Consider the following 15,908-nt stretch of genomic DNA (forward strand, 5'->3'; position numbering starts at 1 on the left):
TCGTCGGCAGCGTCAGATGTGTATAAGAGACAGGTATTAATTATAATGATTATAACTTAATATATTTAATAAAAAAATAACTATATTAATTTAGAAGGGGGTAGTTTGTATTTTAGAAAAACATTTATAGAATAATTTAATGGTATTACTTATACTTTTTTACCTTTATTTAGGTATACATAATTGCATGAAATGTGGATATATGAAGTAATATATGATATATTATTAAGTTTTATGGAATAATTCCCGATATTACTGTTAATAAATAATTAATTTTCCATATTATTTAAAAACATCTTTATATAGTCATAAAAAAACCTCTGAAATACAATTCATTCTAACCACCTCAGTACTTGACATGAAGATAATAAGATGGATTCTTATCGATCCGTTATAACAAGAAGTATTGAAACATGAAAAGGCCGCAAAGCTTTCTTGAAAAAGCGCTTTGCAACCTTCTGGTTTCTTGTTTTGCTTAAAAAAATGTTTTGTGTTTCCTTTCAAATTAACACCATGATATAAATATATCCATTGCCATTTTACTTTGATATATGTTTCATGGACTCTTCAAGAGTCATTGGTTTGAGGTGAAATCAGATTCATTTGTCCAATTCAGAACCATACTGATGAACGCAACGCATAATAGTTGTATAAGAAATGGATAAACCCCGTTTCTCCATCATTTTCACAAAATAACGTACCCTTTCTAGAGTAATAGAAACAGTATGCTCAAGTTTTAGAGATTACTTACACGTATATTAAAGTTTCTGCACCAGAAACAGATACCAAGCTTATATTACGGTATATTTTTCACGATACTGTCTAGGAGTCATGTTTGTAATTTTTTTAAAAACCTTTATAAAATAACTTTGGTCATGAAAGTTAAGTAAAGTGCAAATATCTAATAATGGATATGTAGTTAGTGTTAATAATTTTTTTGCTTCTTCTACTCGTTCCCTTTGAATATATTCACTTAAAGGAATTCCCACTTCTTTTTTAAATAATTTAGATAAATAAGTAGGGGTAATCGCCAAATGATCAGCGAGTTCATTGAGAGATATTTCATTGTAAACATTTTTTCTAATATGATTCAGGCATGCAGTAATCGTTTTTGAATACTTTTGCGCATTGTATTCTTTCACACGATCTGCAAAAGTACGTAAAGCGTCTCCTGACAATCGCTTTACAGAGTCTACGTTATCTAGTTGTTCCATGGTTTGTATATACAAAAGACTAAGAGAAAAAGCAATATCTGATGGAAGGTTACCATCTATCGCATATCGAGTAGCTAGAGTAATCGCAATAATTCCAAGAACCTTTTGGTTTCTGAGTGGATCTGCTGCTAAAATAATCCCATCACCTTCTTTTGGAACAGCATACATATATTGTAATAATTTTTCTTTATTTCCTTCTTTGATTGCTAAAAAATAATTATGTACAAATGCCCTGTTGTGAGTTTCAGGATTATTTTGTCGGCGTTTTAAAATATATAAATCAGGTTTCACAATTTTATAGGGAACTTCCTCTAGCAATTTATTTTTTTCTAAAACGATATCTACATCTAACTTTTCATTGAAAATCATGTAATGTAATAAGATTCCGATATCAATTAAAGTAGTTTTTTTAATCTCAGGTAGGCACTGATAATAGGCTAGTCTTTCTTGAATTTTATTACTTGAGTTAAATTCTTTCCGGATGTTAAAGGTTATATCATCTGAGCTCTTTGGATGTATAGTGGGACCGATTATAATAGTCCCTTTTACACAATCATGATTTGCTATATGAATTAGGACGAAATTTTCAAGATAACTGTTACATCTGAAAAGTGGGAAGTTATTGGGATCATTTCCTTGATAAATGTCACTAAGATGTTCTTCTTTAGAAGAATAAAATGGACTACAAACATCATCAGAAATAGAATGATATAAGATTTTTTTGTCTGTAGATAAAATGTGAACAGGTACATTAAAGGCTTTATGTGCGAGATCACACAAGTGTTGTATGTCGATGGAATTATTCATTACATTCTCCTTTTAATTGGGTTAAATGATAAATTTTCACATTATTCCTTTATAGATTCATAAATTATTTGCCGTCAGGTATAACTCACGACAAAATATTACTATAAAATATCAAAATAGTACAACTCATGACAAAATATCACTATATTCTTTTATGAAAATCATATATTATTTATTTGCAATTTTTATACAAATATAGAAATGGGTAGGGAAATTGCAGTACGTTAATCGGTTGTTATTCCAGCCATTTTGAAAACATATTTGGACGCTGTGGCTGTTTCAGGAAAAACATTTAAATATTCAAAAGAAGGATCAATAGGATTACTGACAGGGAAAAAAGCCTTACACATTCAAGCACGCGGTGATATTTACTCTGAAGGGTCAGAAGCTTATAGAGAAATGGGTCATCTTTATTTAGAAGTTATGATGGAATTTTTCGGTACTTCCTCCTTTGAAGGAATATTTATTGAGGGCCACAACAAGTTTCCAGAAAAGGCACAAGAAATGAAGAAAAAGGCTATTCTTAGAGCTAAAGAAGTTGCTAAAGATTTTTAAATATTTTTTTAACAAATCTCTAAGCTTCTACTTAACTTTTACCTAATTCATCACTAAACAATTTTTTGCACTATTGACAGACAAATACGGATTTTTATCATTTTGGGAATCATCTGTTTCGTAAGTTAATGAATGTTTGGTTGATCCCCTTTATAGACTTTATTCTTACCAGACAGGTCTTAACCACGATGACAATTTACCTTCATTTGCTTCATATACTAATTTTGTTAAATCCTCTTTGAGCATTTGCATTCTTTCTGCACCTATGTTTTCAATCCATCTCCCCTCAATCTCAGCTAGTATCTCCTCTTTTGCTTGCACTACTAACCACCCTCGTTCAGTCAAAACAATAATATTCCCTCTCTTATCAGTGGGATGAGTTTGGCGCATTACATAACAACTTTTCTCAAGATAATCCACCATTTTACTCACAGCTTGCTTTGTAATTCCTAAATATTCGGCTAGTTCTATACCTGTTGCTCCACTAGGAGTGATGCATTTAAACATAAAATCATGTACAGGTCTAATGTCTTCAAATTCCAATTCACTCAATCTGTCATGTAGTTCATTAATCGATGTACTAAAGGATAATGACAAAAGCGATGTAAGATCCAATTCATTACATACTTGATGATTCATATATAAAACCTCCTCCAACAAAGTCAACCAGGTTGACTTTGTTGGAATTCCATTGTACTATGCATAACATAGTCAATTATGTTGACTATGTTAGATTCCATTGCACTATGCATAATATAGTCAATTGAATTGGCTATATTATGATTATGAAAGAAATAGGATTCACCAAAATAAAAATTAATAAATTATGGAGGTTTCTCATGGCTAATATCGTTAAAATTAGAGGTAGTGTATTTGCACCATATGCTTGGTTGGCACCTATTAAAGATTCTTCAACAGGAAGAGTATTCGAATATACTGGTGATGCACGTGAATTTACACCATATGCTGTAAACACAATGCGGTCAAGATTAGAGCAAGAAGTAATTATTGATTTTTATAAAAAAGAAATTTTCACATTTGCAGATGCTTGTATTACAACTGTAAAAATTACAAATCCAGATGGTTCTATTGAGCATAAAAAAGGAAAAACAGATACACAAAACATTGTATGTACGAATGTTTTGTGGGGCGCTGATGAAGTCTCTTTTGAAATGAAGGCAAGTGCTAACAATCCTTTAAATACAGCAGCACCTGCGGCTGACTATTTATTAACTATACGTGTTAACAAAAGTGGAGCTTTGCATATTGAAGGTTCTCATGATGGGTTCCCTTGCTATGAATTTTATAAGCAAACGGATTTTGGTCGATTTGAATTAATCTATACACATGATTACAGAGAAACTGGTGACACTCCAGCGGCGCTAGCTGGAGAGATGGAATACAGTTTTAAAAAGACAATTTAAATATAAATATGAATCAGAAGAGTATCACACTTTACAAGCGGTAGCTAGTATAAATGGAAAACAATTGATTGTTCTAAAGAAATTGTGGCCTGTTTTGCTCAATGATTAAAGGTTATGTATTATCCAAAATAAAATTAAAATTACAGAGGTGCTTCTCATGACTAATATCGTTAAAATTAGAGCAAGTGTATTCATTCCAATGTCTTGGACTGCAATAGGTTGGACTGGACCTAAGGAAGATAAACAAAAGGGAAACTTAATCGAATTCGAAGGTGACTCACGTGAATTTACCCCTTATACTGTAAACGCTATGCGTTCTAGAGTTGAACAAGAAGTAGTTGTAGATTTTCATAAAAAAGAAATTTTCACATATGGGAATACGGGTATAACAACGGAAAGAGTTACAAATTCAGATGGTGTCGTCAATAAAAAAACAGGAAAAGCTAGTACAGAACGTATTGTATGCACTGATATTGAATGGGCTTCTGATGACGTCAAGTTTCAAATGAGTGCAAGTGCTAGCAATCCATTAAATATAAATGCACCTACTGTTGACTATCTTTTAATTGTGCATGTCAAAAAAGATGGTACTGTTGATATTGAAGGTAAACATGATGGATTCCCTTGCTATGAATTTTATAAACAAACAGATTTTGGTCCGTTCGAACAAATTCATACACATGATTTCAGAGAAACTGGTGATACACCTGAAGCTCTAGGTGGGGACATGGAGTACAGTTTTAAAAAGATATTGTAAGGATGATGTTTTACCACATTGTTATTGAACCAAGATAAATTTGTATTCATGATAGGTATATCGCTCGCAAAATGGGAAAACCCATATGAAATAAATCTATATAAGAAATGCTATAGGTTTCATGCCGTTATAGATGATTCCAGGCAATATAATTTAAATCGATGTTAAAATAATGATGAAAAAAACATTCGAGTTTTTCTATTTTGTTGCCGGTATACCATTGTTATCAAACTAAGGTTAGGAAAGATGAGTTTCAAAAGAAACTTTTTTCTTTTTCTAAAAACAGTGTAGATACTTAATTAGACGTATACTGCGCGGGGGATGTTGTAGAAGCAAAAGAGTTGTTTCATTTCTATGAAAAACCGAATCTTGATTCTCCTATAGGAGCAAATCTACAAATTGTTTTAGAGTTTATTGTAATCTAAGCACAATAAATCATAGGTCAAGTATTTAGAGAGTATAAGAATGGAACAATCCCGTTACATTATTAGTAAATAAATTTTTCGCCGTAAGTATGCGGATACAATGTAAGCATATATTTTTTCACCCAGATGTAACTTAACGTGTTACATCTGGGTGAAAAAAAGTGAGGAAAGGTATATATGACTATAAAAATTAAAGTTTATTCTGATTTTGTATGCGCATTTTGTATTTTAGCAACAGGTCCTTTGAATGAGGTTGTAAAGGAAAAAGATGTAGAAGTAGAATGGAGGCCATTTGAATTGCGTCCTAGTCCATCTCCGAAAATTGATCCACGGACACAAACTCGTGTAATGGCAGCTTGGGATTCATTTATTTATCCTACTGCTGAAAAATTAGGATTAGAAATAAAGTTACCACATTTTCGTTCGTATACACATCTTGCGTTTGAAGGTTATCAATTTGCAAAGGAACTTGGAAAAGGAAATGAGTTTCACCATAGAGTGTTTATTGCACATTTCCAAGAGGAACAAAATATTGAAGACATCGAAGTGCTAACAAAATTAGCGGTGGAAGTGGGACTTTCTCAGGTTGCATTTAAAGAAGCATTAGTATCACGAAAGTACCGAAAAATGCATCAAGAAGCTCTAAGACATGCCCATCAAGAAGCTCAAATTATGGCTGTTCCAACGTTCATTATTGGTGACGAAGCCATTCAAGGATTTACTAGCAAAGAAAGATTAGCAAAGGCGATTGATCAAGAATTAGAAAAGGGTAAAGAGAATGAGTTAGCTGGACTGTAATGTATACGGAGATTGTTAATGCTATAAATACTTGATGATTCATATATAAAACCAAATAAAGTCAATCGAGTTGACTTTATTCGATTTTTATTGTACTATACGGAACATAGTCAATAAAGTTGACCACATTGTTTTTTATTATAAAAGAAATGGGATACCCATTTTTACTGGGTAAATATAGAACAACGTAAAAGTGAGTAACAGGAGGAGAAGAGAATGACAACAGTTTTATTTGTAAAAGCAAACAACCGTCCAGCAGATCAATCAGTGAGTGTGAAATTATATTATGCATTTTTAGCAACTTATAAAGAATCACATCCAAATGATACAGTGGTAGAGCTTGATTTATACAATGAGGAATTGCCATATGTAGGAGTAGATATGATTAACGGTACATTTAAGTCTGGTAGAGGATTTGATTTAACAGCAGAAGAAGCAACGGCTGTAGCTATTGCTGATAAATATTTAGATCAATTCCTTGCAGCTGATAAAGTTGTTTTTTGTTTCCCATTATGGAATTTAACAATCCCAGCTGTACTACACACTTATATTGATTACTTAAACCGCGCGGGAAAAACATTTAAATATACGTCAGAAGGTCCAGTAGGTCTTATTGGAAATAAGAAAATTGCATTATTAAACGCAAGTGGCGGTGTATATTCTGAAGGACCAAAAGCCCCAATGGAAATGGCTGTTAAATATGTAGCAAGTATGATGAGCTTCTTTGGTGTAAAAGATATGGAGAAAGTCGTGATTGAGGGCCACAATCAATTCCCTGATAAAGCAGAAGAAATTGTTGCTGCAGGGCTTGAAAAAGCGATTAAAGTAGCAAGTACGTTTTAATTAACAAAACACTTGTCACTCTATATGGCAGTACCAACACTTTTATAGCGGTGGTACTGCTTTTTTATTCGCTTAGCTCGCATCAATTGGGTAGTAAGGATCCAATTGATGCGAGCTTTCCATTAAGTTTTCTTTCTGTTATTATTTTTTGAATATCATATACATATTTTACCACAAATAGTTAATTTAATATTTATTGGGGAATTAAAAACAAAAGTAAACTAATATTCAAAAGTTTATTTTCATTTTATTATGAGAGGTATCGCCAGCATTTCGAAAAAAAACCACGCTAAGCAAAAATACAATAAACTACCCATATGGACAGCTTATATACAAAATAACTAAAATCTGACCTCACTCATTAATTGCTTTTTTAAAATTCTCCTTGTATTAAATACTTTAACAATCGAGGTGCAATTAAAGTCGTAACGATAATTACAATAATAACTGAAGTGAAATACTCCCGCTATAATACTTATTATCATTTTCACTCCCCCTTACGTTTCCCCTTATCATTCTGATTTACACCCAATGATTGAAGCTGAATATTCAATTCCATTTACAATTGCTTGTGTTCGATATTGTACTACAACCTCTAAACCTTTTGAACGAAACTTTTTTACAACTTTATCTAAGTCCATTTTTAAATCCTGACGACTCCCAGATCTAACTATTTCAATTTCTATATTTTTCACAGTAACACCTCCTAAACAAAATGGTAAAAATTTATTGCGTTCACTATCACTTTGTTCTTCTTTACAATACATTTAATCTATTAAGATTTAAAAATTATACAACAAAAGAGTGACTCGGTTTAGAATCGCTCTTTTCACCTACCTCTTAACTTCATCCTATTTATAATTGAGTTCTTCACCAAAATCACTTGTGACAATCCCTTTGACCGATGAACGTTGCAAGTAAGAACGGTCCATTCTATCATATTTTCTATTCAAATATGATAGAATAAAAATATATCCAAAACGGAGGGAAAACAAATGAACTCAAACACAAAACAGTTTATTTATGATATCCAACAAAGAAAGAACAATTATATAGAAAATGTATTAATAGCAATACAACACCCTAAAAAAGAGCAATCTGAACAGGTCATTCAAAATATAGTAGAGAAGATGGATATGATGATTAGTCTAGTTACTACGTACATGAGGATTGAATTAGGATCTACGGAAGAATTAAAAGAACTTCAGAAAGAAATTATTCATGCTCAAGCATATATTCAAAAAAGAAAATTTGAAGAAACACAGAGATAAAACCCTGTGTTTTTATTTGGACGTCTATGAAACCAATTTGTTATAAATCAAATTAGATGTAATTTAATCATTGTTTTGGCATAATCCATACAATTTGTTGAATTCGTACAATATACGGTACCGTATATTCAATAAGCAAATGATCTGGTTTCACATCCTTTAACTTTCCTCTTACATTACCTCTTACAGTTTCAATAACCACATATTTACCAATTACTGATTGTAATGTCTGATATACGTAGGGATTAGGTGTACTTACCATATGTTGTTCACTCAAGTCATTTCCTTCCGAATAACTCATTCTATAAGACTCCTTTCTAATTTGCATTCTTTCTCCTAATATATGATATAAATCTTATAAATATGCTAGAAGGATAATTCATTATAGGAACGGAAATAACATTTTAATAAGGTACGGTTTCTATTTCTAAATTGCTAAAAATTATTTATATAAAGTTACTTTTACTAGTTAATAGATGATGATATACGGATATTTTGAATGTACATCTAGGTTGTTCCTTTTAGGATATGTATGATTTTAAATACGCCCTTTATTAGAATAGTGCTCATACTTTTTTTGAGATTCTTTCGTAATACGTGCATTAAGTAAAATTGCTAACAATAAATACACTCCATATTTTCCTCCTGTAGCTCCTATGATAATCACACTACTACAAACAAGTATAATTAATAGGATAAACGAAACTGAATAAATACGATCATAATTCTTTGATATCTTCTCGTATTTTATGCGCTCTTTCCTTGCATCCATCTAAATTCCTCCTTTAAATTATCCGTTTCACTCTCAAATAAATCTTGCTCTTAAAAAGGAAACAATATATCGTTTTAAATAATTAGTTTATTTTTTTATCAACTAATTTATATAACGTAAAAAGAAATCCTACCAATATTAAGCTTTCCACCATGATAATCCCGACCCTCTCCTTCCTTTTAACCCCAACACATCAGATAAAAGTTACGTATATCCCATATTAGCTGTAGCAAACAAAAAGGATCTTCCTTTCTCGTAAAGGCTGATCCTTTTCTTCGTTCATTCAACTATTTTTAGCTATTCTTGATTAATTAGAATCACAGCTGGTCCATCTACACGAATTCCACCAACTTCGATTTTTTCATAAGGCTCAACTGTAATAGAAATAATCCCTTCTCGCTTCTTTAATTCATTACTTAATTCTTTTGTTAACATTTTTTTCATGTGTGCACTCCTTCTTACTGCTTCATTTACTATTGTTATGTAAATAAGATTAAAAATGGTTTCCTGGTCTGGAAACCATTTTTTTGTAGTTGACCATATGGTGTTACCAGTTCGTTTATCAATTTTACGTAAAGAAGATAAACAATTACTATTCACTGTCTCAGTAGATATAAGGAACTCTTAAAGAGATAGCGGTGAGATTGATTGTTTTTTCTTCTAGAAATAATGACTTAGATAATATATTACCTAAAACAATGAAAGCCCTACCTCTCTTTCATCCTTACGGATCCTTGTCCGTGCCAGTGTGAATCAGGATTGCAAAAATCAAGTGACTATTTAATCGAGTTATTTGATGAAACTTTGAACGTTCGTAAAAGAAATTTAAAAATAAAAATGGATAAGATTGAAGTAATAACAAAAGAGGTTCCTACTCTAAAAGTGAGTTGAAGAAGTTGAATGTCTTTGAAATGATTTACTTTTAATAATCATCATATTCCCGAAAAATTCAGGATATTTTCGGGGGATGTAATACATTATCTATAATGAATCTTAACAGAAACTTTTTATTTGATTTTCAGTGATCCCTTTAATTAATCCTAGTTCACTAATCAAAAATTCATGTGCGTTATCCAACATTTTTTTTTCGCTTGTATTCAGTGCCTTTTCTTTCTTCATACGCATTAAATCACGTACAACTTCAGCACCATCTTGTATTTCACCCGTTTTTATTTTGTCCGTGTTCACTTTATACCTTTGTTTCCACGGCAATAATTTATCTGATTCTCCATGCTGAAAAATGTGCATAATGTGTTTTAATGCAAGTATATCAGTAACTGGGCGTATACTCGAACTTAGTATTTTACCCATAGGAATCATGACTTGCATATTACTGATTGACATTTTTATAACATAATACTGTTGTTTTTTTCCTGAGAATTCTTTTTCTTCTATGGCTTCAATTATACCTGCTCCGTGCATTGGATAAACAATGTTATCGCCAATTTGAAACATATAATCCACCTCCATATATGGTAACCTTCTTAACCTTAACACATATGTTGTTTTTTATCAAATATTTTATAATATCATAAAATTATTTTTATCGTCAACAACTTTTTAATAAAAAATTAAATTAAGTAAAAAACATCCCCAAAACAATAGGGAGTGTGTCAGATTTCCCATAAAGGGAAGGGGAATTTCCCCGCTTATATTCTGAAATCTCTACTTATTAATGTAGATTAGTTTTCCCTTGAAAACGACCAAACCGATCCCGTATTTTTTTCAATCTTGTGTGGTATTCCAAAATCTCAATTCTTGCTTTTTCAGCTAAAGGTGCAATTGGTCGTAAGTCTTTTAACCCCCAATAATCAACCACTAATTCCCTTATATTATCGTATTACTGATAAAGCAGGTAATACTAGCGACCCTACAGAATAAAAAAACAAAAAGAACTTGTAGAAATTACTACAAGTTCTTTTTGTGATAATGGAAATAATACAGCTGGTTCGTATCAATTTGCTATTTTCATACTTTTGTAAAACTCGTTTTCACTAAATAAACATTATAAAATTCTACTTTCGAATTTTGTTTAAATTTTGAAATTGTAATTTAACCCCAGATTGGCCCCTCATTCCCTAAATCGTTTCGGTACCCCATTAAGGAAAGTACCCAAAACGACCGTTGTCAGTGATTTGAAAGTAAACTACTGGCTAAAAGTTTACTTTCGATTTTTCCATCATTTTTAGTTTGTTTTGTAATAAATTTCTCAATATAGATATACTTGTTAATTTTGGTTGTAATATTTAAAATTTACAAAAATTGAAGTATTATAAAAATATGATGGTTATTCCTTTTGTTTACTCCTTGTGATAAAGATAAGATTGTGTTCCCGATCTTATCTTTTTTCTTTGTAGATTTTTGATACAAAAAAAGGAATCCTTTTAATAAGGATTCTGCAACAGGAAATAGGATAACTTTGCCCATCCCCCGAAAAGGACTATTAACAAAGTAATAAAAGAATATGAAAATACATTAAATGTCGGAGACTAAAATATGAAGAGTAAATTAATTATTGTGCTATGCCTTATAGGGATAATTATTCCTAGTTCGAAGGCTTTAGCAAATGGAGAAATTATTACCAGAAAAGAAGTGCGTAATTATTATTATATTGTAGATAAAGAAAACAACAATTATACGTGGAGAATTGGTTATAAAACTTCTAATTCGATTATAAAGGAAAATGAGTTGAACTTAGAAGATTTTCGAAATGCCGTTAACAAATTAAGCCAACAAAATTTAGAATTGTATGTATCAATAGCATATTTGATTATATTACTTTTAATTCTCTTAATATCTTTCATAAAAAAGAATAATGATACTCCAAAATGTTTTTTGATATTCATGTTTGTTCTATTAATAATATCAATAAATGCTGTAGTGCAGACATCAATTAGTTTATCTGTAACAAATAAAGAAGCACAATTTCTTTATCTAAGACTAACTCACTAAAAAGAGACCCCTTATATTGGGATTTTTTTTAAAAAGCTAATTTTTTTGTAACAAACTTTGCGCTTAACATACAATGTATCAGTTAAATTGTGTTAAACGTACAATTTTCTTTTTTGGATATGTGAGGCCTATTAGCTCACTAACATTATCCTTAATTCGTACGCCTTCGACTCTTCTTTTTTTTTACAAAAGTAATTAATAGTAATATCGGCGGGATAATCAAAATATAGAAGAAATTAACTGTTGTAGCCATATTTCCAAAGTGACTTACCGCTTCTTGACCATTTGGGAATATAGAAATCATATATACAAGGGGCATTAAAATAAAAATAAAGGTTTGTTTCTTTGTCTTCTTAAATACAGATGTTAACACAATCACCATCATATCCATATAGATTATAGTAGTAGAGAAAATGGTAATAATCCAAGTCATAAAAAAAAAGGCATCAAATCTTTCTAAAAATTCTCCAATCTCTACTTCTTTTCCTAATTCTAAAACCGGATACACCAACTCTTGAACAACAGATTGAGAAAAAACACATATACAAATTAAATAAGTAATTGTGTATAACAGTACTACTACTAACAACGCATTTACTACATATATTGGTGCTTTTTTAGGGTTACTGATTAAGAAGCTATAATATAATACAACCTCAAATCCTAAGAAAGCAAAACCAGATTTTTTTAAGCCATGGATATAACCCATTGGTGGTGTTTTTAAAATCGGAAATAGATGAGTGATATCAATATTATTTATATTCAACATGAATGATATAATAAGCGATACTATAACAACATATAAACCTAAAATGCAAAATTGTACTAAAGCCATTCTTGATCCACATAAACCATAGGAAAGAACCAATACAAAACAAAAAGCAATAATTTTAAAATCTGTATTTTCCATTAAATACAGATTTACTATGACAGAAATACTTCTTATTTCATAAGCGGCGATACAAAGATAAATACATATAGCTATAATCGAAAAAAGAAATGCCACAGGTCTTGAAACTAATGTACTTGTGTATTCATAAAAGGACATTTGTGGATAATAGGTAGATAATTTTGTAGAAATCCAGCCAAGGATAACAACTACAAGACCTGAACCCAACAATATAACCCAGCCATCCGCAAACAAGGTCCCACTTGCAATAGTATTGGGTAACGAAAGTAAACCAATCCCACAAATATTACATATAACCAAAGTTGCTAGTTCTAACAGAGTAAGACTTCTATGATATGGATTAGATCGCATCTCAAGGCCACCAACTTTAAAAGAATATAAGTTAGCTTTTCCTTTTACATGAACATTATGCATAAAAATTCCATATCTCAATTAGGGGTACCGCCACATCGCTATCAAGCTAAGAAATACAAATACCCCCAAAACGAGAAAATTGACATCTCCAGATGAAAATGTACAAACTTTTTATTTTTGGGACACTTCAAGTTACACCAAAAACAAATTATTAAAACTGTAACAAGGTTTCTAGCCAAAATAATCTTTAGTACAAAGAATTCATGGTTTTTATCCCAAATAAATGTAATAACGTATAATTTTCACGTTTTTTCAGTTAAACATGTAATGTGTTATTTGGTTTAAAGTAATATATTCTTTACTTTTTGTAAAAAATATATTACTATCAAGTTGAGATAACTGTGTAATAGAAGAGAGGAATAACATGCTCGAAAATAATATAACGGTAGGAAGAGCTGAAAAAAGATGGACGCAACAACAATTAGCAGATGCAGTTGGTGTCAGTCGACAAACTATAGTAGCTTTAGAAAAAAATAAATATAACCCTTCTTTGATTTTAGCTTTCAAAATTGCTAATTCGCTTGAGAAAGAGATAACTGATGTATTTAAATATGAGGAGGATGAATAATGGTTAATATTGCTACGATTGTTATTTGTGTGTTGGTAGTATTAGTGTTCATTGCAGAAATTTACAAAATTACGTTTGAACGTCGGATGGAGTCACAAGATGAGAGAGGACAAATGTTCATCTTTAAAATTAAGTCACTATCTTATACTGTTCTAACGGTTGGTATATTAATTGGAGTAGCATTAGTAGCAATATTTAAGTTAATAGATAAGGAATATTTTATTTATTATGTAATGCTTGTGTTTTTTATTCAAAGTATAGCATCATCCATTTATTTGGCTATTGTTCGGAAAGTATAAAAACGGTTCACTAGATATAGGAATTACGCCCCATCGCTATCAAGCACAAAAACCAAAATTTACCTAAAATAAAAAATACGCTATTCTTTCTGTAGAATCATAGGAAAGGATGGCGTTTTTGCATGTCTATTTCTGTAGCTGATGAATTACAACTATTTGCTCAAGAAATTCAAAACTTCTTATCTCCCAATATTTTACGAGATTTTGCTAGAGAGGTTGGTTTTGTACAACGAACCAGTAAGTACCAAGCAAAAGATTTAGTCGCTTTATGTGTATGGATGAGCCAAAATGTCGCTACAACTTCTTTAACTCAGTTATCTAGTCGTTTAGAAGCATCAACAGAAGTGCTCATCAGTCCCGAGGGACTGAATCAACGATTTAATAAAGCCGCCGTTCAACTTTTACAACACGTATTAGCTGAACTACTAAACCAAAAATTTGTCTCATTTATGCCGATTTCTTCTCCATATACTTCTGTTTTCAAGCGTATTCGTATTTTAGATTCAACTGCATTTCAACTCCCAGATTCCTTTTCATTCGTTTATCCAGGTGCAGGAGGCTGCAGCCATACAGCGGGGGTGAAAATTCAGCTTGAATATGATTTATTAAGTGGACGGTTCTTACATATTCATACCGGTCCAGGTAAACAACATGATCGAACCTACGGTTCTCTGTGTGTCCCAACTGTGACAGCGAATGATTTATGTATTCGAGATTTAGGATATTTTCATTTGAAAGATCTTCAACAGATACAGGATAAAAAGGCTTACTATATCTCTCGTATCAAGTCGAATACACGTATTTATCAAAAAAATCCCGATCCTGATTATTTTCGAGATGGAAGAATCAAAAAAGGTACGGAGTATATACAGATAGATATGGAGGTGTTAATGAACTCTCTTCAGCCAGGACAAACATGTGAAATACCCGACGCTTATGTAGGAATGGCTGATAAAGTACCTACTCGTGTGATTGTTCATCGACTAACAAAAGAACAACAAGAAAAACGATTACAAGATCAAACTATAAGAGAAAAAAAGAAAGGAATGAAGTATTCTCCTCGTAGTAAACGACTCAGTGGTATCAATGTATATATGACAAACACTCCTACAGATGTTGTCCCAATGGGACAAGTACATGATTGGTATTCTTTACGTTGGCAAATCGAAATTTTATTTAAAACGTGGAAATCATTCTTTTGCATTCATCATTGTAAAAAGATAAAACAAGAACGATTGGAATGCCATTTGTATGGGCAACTGATTGCCATTCTACTCTGTTCCTCTATTATGTTTCAAATGCGGAAATTACTTCTTATAAAAAAGAAACAAGAATTGAGTGAATATAAAGCTATTTATATGATTAAAGACTATTTTTTTCTTCTTTTCCAAGCTATACAGAAAGACATCCAAGAGCTATCAAAGATTCTAATTCGCCTGTTCAACCTCCTACAGCAAAACGGGCGAAAATCTCATAGGTATAAGAAGAAAACAGTCTTTGATATATTAGGTGTTGTTTACAATTGTACCATGTCTGATAATCAAGCGGCTTAAATTAAAAAAATGAAACCCATTAGGGTTTATTTCGTATGCAAATCTTTAAATTCTCTACACGTAGCCTTTAGAAAAAAGAAACAACCTTTACTATAATTGACGTTGTAAGATCTTAGCTTGATAGCGATGTGGCGATACCCCATGCCCATCAATCTAAGAAAAGCAAATATCCCAAAATGAAAAAATTGCCATCTCCAGATGAAAATGTACAATTTTTTTGTTTTAGGGATGCTTCAAAATATTAGCTTGATAGCAATGGGGTAGTACCACACATCCATCAACTTAAGGATTTAGACTATTTTTGAAGCTAAAAGCACGTTACTATTCTCTTATGTTAATGAGAAAG

General features: G+C 31.4%; 17 protein-coding genes and 3 pseudogenes. 10 read left to right on the forward strand and 10 right to left on the reverse strand.

Features of this window, described 5'->3' with window-relative positions:
- Positions 1-367: 367 nt before the first annotated feature.
- Both JDS95_RS31425 and JDS95_RS29580 read right to left on the reverse strand, forming a co-directional pair.
- A pseudogene (locus JDS95_RS31425) lies at positions 368-698 on the reverse strand (DDE-type integrase/transposase/recombinase); the annotation flags it as partial.
- Between the two features lie 93 nt (positions 699-791).
- Complete coding sequence (locus JDS95_RS29580) at positions 792-2,021, reverse strand: helix-turn-helix domain-containing protein (protein WP_001065622.1); 1,230 nt, start codon at positions 2,019-2,021, stop codon at positions 792-794.
- Between the two features lie 240 nt (positions 2,022-2,261).
- On the opposite strand from JDS95_RS29580, the pseudogene JDS95_RS29585 reads away from it, so the two are divergent.
- Positions 2,262-2,576, forward strand: a pseudogene (locus tag JDS95_RS29585) (NAD(P)H-dependent oxidoreductase); the annotation flags it as partial.
- 165 nt (positions 2,577-2,741) lie between these two features.
- On the opposite strand, the gene JDS95_RS29590 reads toward JDS95_RS29585, so the two are convergent.
- Positions 2,742-3,215 carry a MarR family winged helix-turn-helix transcriptional regulator gene (locus tag JDS95_RS29590; protein ID WP_001016483.1) on the reverse strand — a complete coding sequence of 158 codons (474 nt, stop codon included), beginning with the start codon at positions 3,213-3,215 and terminating at the stop codon, positions 2,742-2,744.
- A 200-nt stretch (positions 3,216-3,415) separates the two neighbouring features.
- On the opposite strand from JDS95_RS29590, the gene JDS95_RS29595 reads away from it, so the two are divergent.
- The 4 genes from JDS95_RS29595 to JDS95_RS29610 all read left to right on the forward strand — a co-directional run bounded on the left by JDS95_RS29595 (position 3,416) and on the right by JDS95_RS29610 (position 6,823).
- Positions 3,416-4,000 (forward strand): DUF3238 domain-containing protein, encoded by a 585-nt coding sequence (locus JDS95_RS29595; protein WP_001284288.1) that lies wholly within the window; start codon positions 3,416-3,418, stop codon positions 3,998-4,000.
- A gap of 157 nt (positions 4,001-4,157) precedes the next feature.
- Positions 4,158-4,757 (forward strand): DUF3238 domain-containing protein, encoded by a 600-nt coding sequence (locus JDS95_RS29600; RefSeq protein WP_000182099.1) that lies wholly within the window; start codon positions 4,158-4,160, stop codon positions 4,755-4,757.
- Between the two features lie 602 nt (positions 4,758-5,359).
- Positions 5,360-5,980 carry a DsbA family oxidoreductase gene (locus tag JDS95_RS29605; RefSeq protein WP_002046523.1) on the forward strand — a complete coding sequence of 207 codons (621 nt, stop codon included), beginning with the start codon at positions 5,360-5,362 and terminating at the stop codon, positions 5,978-5,980.
- 216 nt (positions 5,981-6,196) lie between these two features.
- Positions 6,197-6,823 carry an FMN-dependent NADH-azoreductase gene (locus JDS95_RS29610; RefSeq protein WP_000214302.1) on the forward strand — a complete coding sequence of 209 codons (627 nt, stop codon included), beginning with the start codon at positions 6,197-6,199 and terminating at the stop codon, positions 6,821-6,823.
- A 512-nt stretch (positions 6,824-7,335) separates the two neighbouring features.
- Here JDS95_RS29610 and JDS95_RS29615 read toward each other — a convergent pair.
- Positions 7,336-7,518, reverse strand: a complete 183-nt coding sequence (locus tag JDS95_RS29615; RefSeq protein WP_000789092.1) for a hypothetical protein — start codon at positions 7,516-7,518, stop codon at positions 7,336-7,338.
- A gap of 300 nt (positions 7,519-7,818) precedes the next feature.
- Here JDS95_RS29615 and JDS95_RS29620 point away from each other — a divergent pair, with 300 nt between their 5' ends.
- Entirely contained in the window at positions 7,819-8,094 is a 276-nt protein-coding gene (locus tag JDS95_RS29620) for a hypothetical protein (RefSeq protein ID WP_001087722.1), read from the forward strand.
- Between the two features lie 67 nt (positions 8,095-8,161).
- On the opposite strand, the gene JDS95_RS29625 is transcribed toward JDS95_RS29620, so the two are convergent.
- The 5 genes and pseudogenes from JDS95_RS29625 to JDS95_RS29645 form a co-directional block, all read right to left on the reverse strand.
- Positions 8,162-8,395 (reverse strand): YuzF family protein, encoded by a 234-nt coding sequence (locus JDS95_RS29625; RefSeq protein ID WP_000122225.1) that lies wholly within the window; start codon positions 8,393-8,395, stop codon positions 8,162-8,164.
- Between the two features lie 237 nt (positions 8,396-8,632).
- On the reverse strand, positions 8,633-8,866 hold the full coding sequence (locus JDS95_RS29630) for a hypothetical protein (RefSeq protein WP_000340028.1): 234 nt from the start codon (positions 8,864-8,866) through the stop codon (positions 8,633-8,635).
- A gap of 297 nt (positions 8,867-9,163) precedes the next feature.
- Entirely contained in the window at positions 9,164-9,310 is a 147-nt protein-coding gene (locus JDS95_RS29635) for a BC1881 family protein (protein WP_000738547.1), read from the reverse strand.
- A 549-nt stretch (positions 9,311-9,859) separates the two neighbouring features.
- Positions 9,860-10,321, reverse strand: coding sequence for a CarD family transcriptional regulator (locus tag JDS95_RS29640; protein ID WP_000486314.1), 462 nt, complete (start codon positions 10,319-10,321; stop codon positions 9,860-9,862).
- Between the two features lie 217 nt (positions 10,322-10,538).
- Positions 10,539-10,688, reverse strand: a pseudogene (locus tag JDS95_RS29645) (acyl-ACP desaturase); the annotation flags it as partial.
- Positions 10,689-11,362: 674 nt separating this feature from the next.
- On the opposite strand from JDS95_RS29645, the gene JDS95_RS29650 reads away from it, so the two are divergent.
- Positions 11,363-11,818 (forward strand): hypothetical protein, encoded by a 456-nt coding sequence (locus tag JDS95_RS29650; protein WP_000837514.1) that lies wholly within the window; start codon positions 11,363-11,365, stop codon positions 11,816-11,818.
- A 151-nt stretch (positions 11,819-11,969) separates the two neighbouring features.
- On the opposite strand, the gene JDS95_RS29655 is transcribed toward JDS95_RS29650, so the two are convergent.
- Complete coding sequence (locus JDS95_RS29655; protein ID WP_001268818.1) at positions 11,970-13,160, reverse strand: GerAB/ArcD/ProY family transporter; 1,191 nt, start codon at positions 13,158-13,160, stop codon at positions 11,970-11,972.
- 346 nt (positions 13,161-13,506) lie between these two features.
- Here JDS95_RS29655 and JDS95_RS29660 point away from each other — a divergent pair, with 346 nt between their 5' ends.
- The 3 genes from JDS95_RS29660 (at position 13,507) to JDS95_RS29670 (ending at position 15,562) form a co-directional block, all read left to right on the forward strand.
- On the forward strand, positions 13,507-13,710 hold the full coding sequence (locus JDS95_RS29660; RefSeq protein WP_199647711.1) for a helix-turn-helix transcriptional regulator: 204 nt from the start codon (positions 13,507-13,509) through the stop codon (positions 13,708-13,710).
- Complete coding sequence (locus JDS95_RS29665) at positions 13,710-14,009, forward strand: hypothetical protein (protein WP_199647712.1); 300 nt, start codon at positions 13,710-13,712, stop codon at positions 14,007-14,009. The genes JDS95_RS29660 and JDS95_RS29665 overlap by 1 nt, the downstream gene beginning before the upstream one ends.
- A 122-nt stretch (positions 14,010-14,131) precedes the next feature.
- Complete coding sequence (locus JDS95_RS29670) at positions 14,132-15,562, forward strand: IS4 family transposase (RefSeq protein ID WP_199647713.1); 1,431 nt, start codon at positions 14,132-14,134, stop codon at positions 15,560-15,562.
- Positions 15,563-15,908: the final 346 nt, after the last annotated feature.

Origin of the sequence: Bacillus cereus group sp. N24 (genome assembly GCF_016483345.1) — a bacterium.
In the GTDB taxonomy this organism is placed as follows: domain Bacteria; phylum Bacillota; class Bacilli; order Bacillales; family Bacillaceae_G; genus Bacillus_A; species Bacillus_A toyonensis.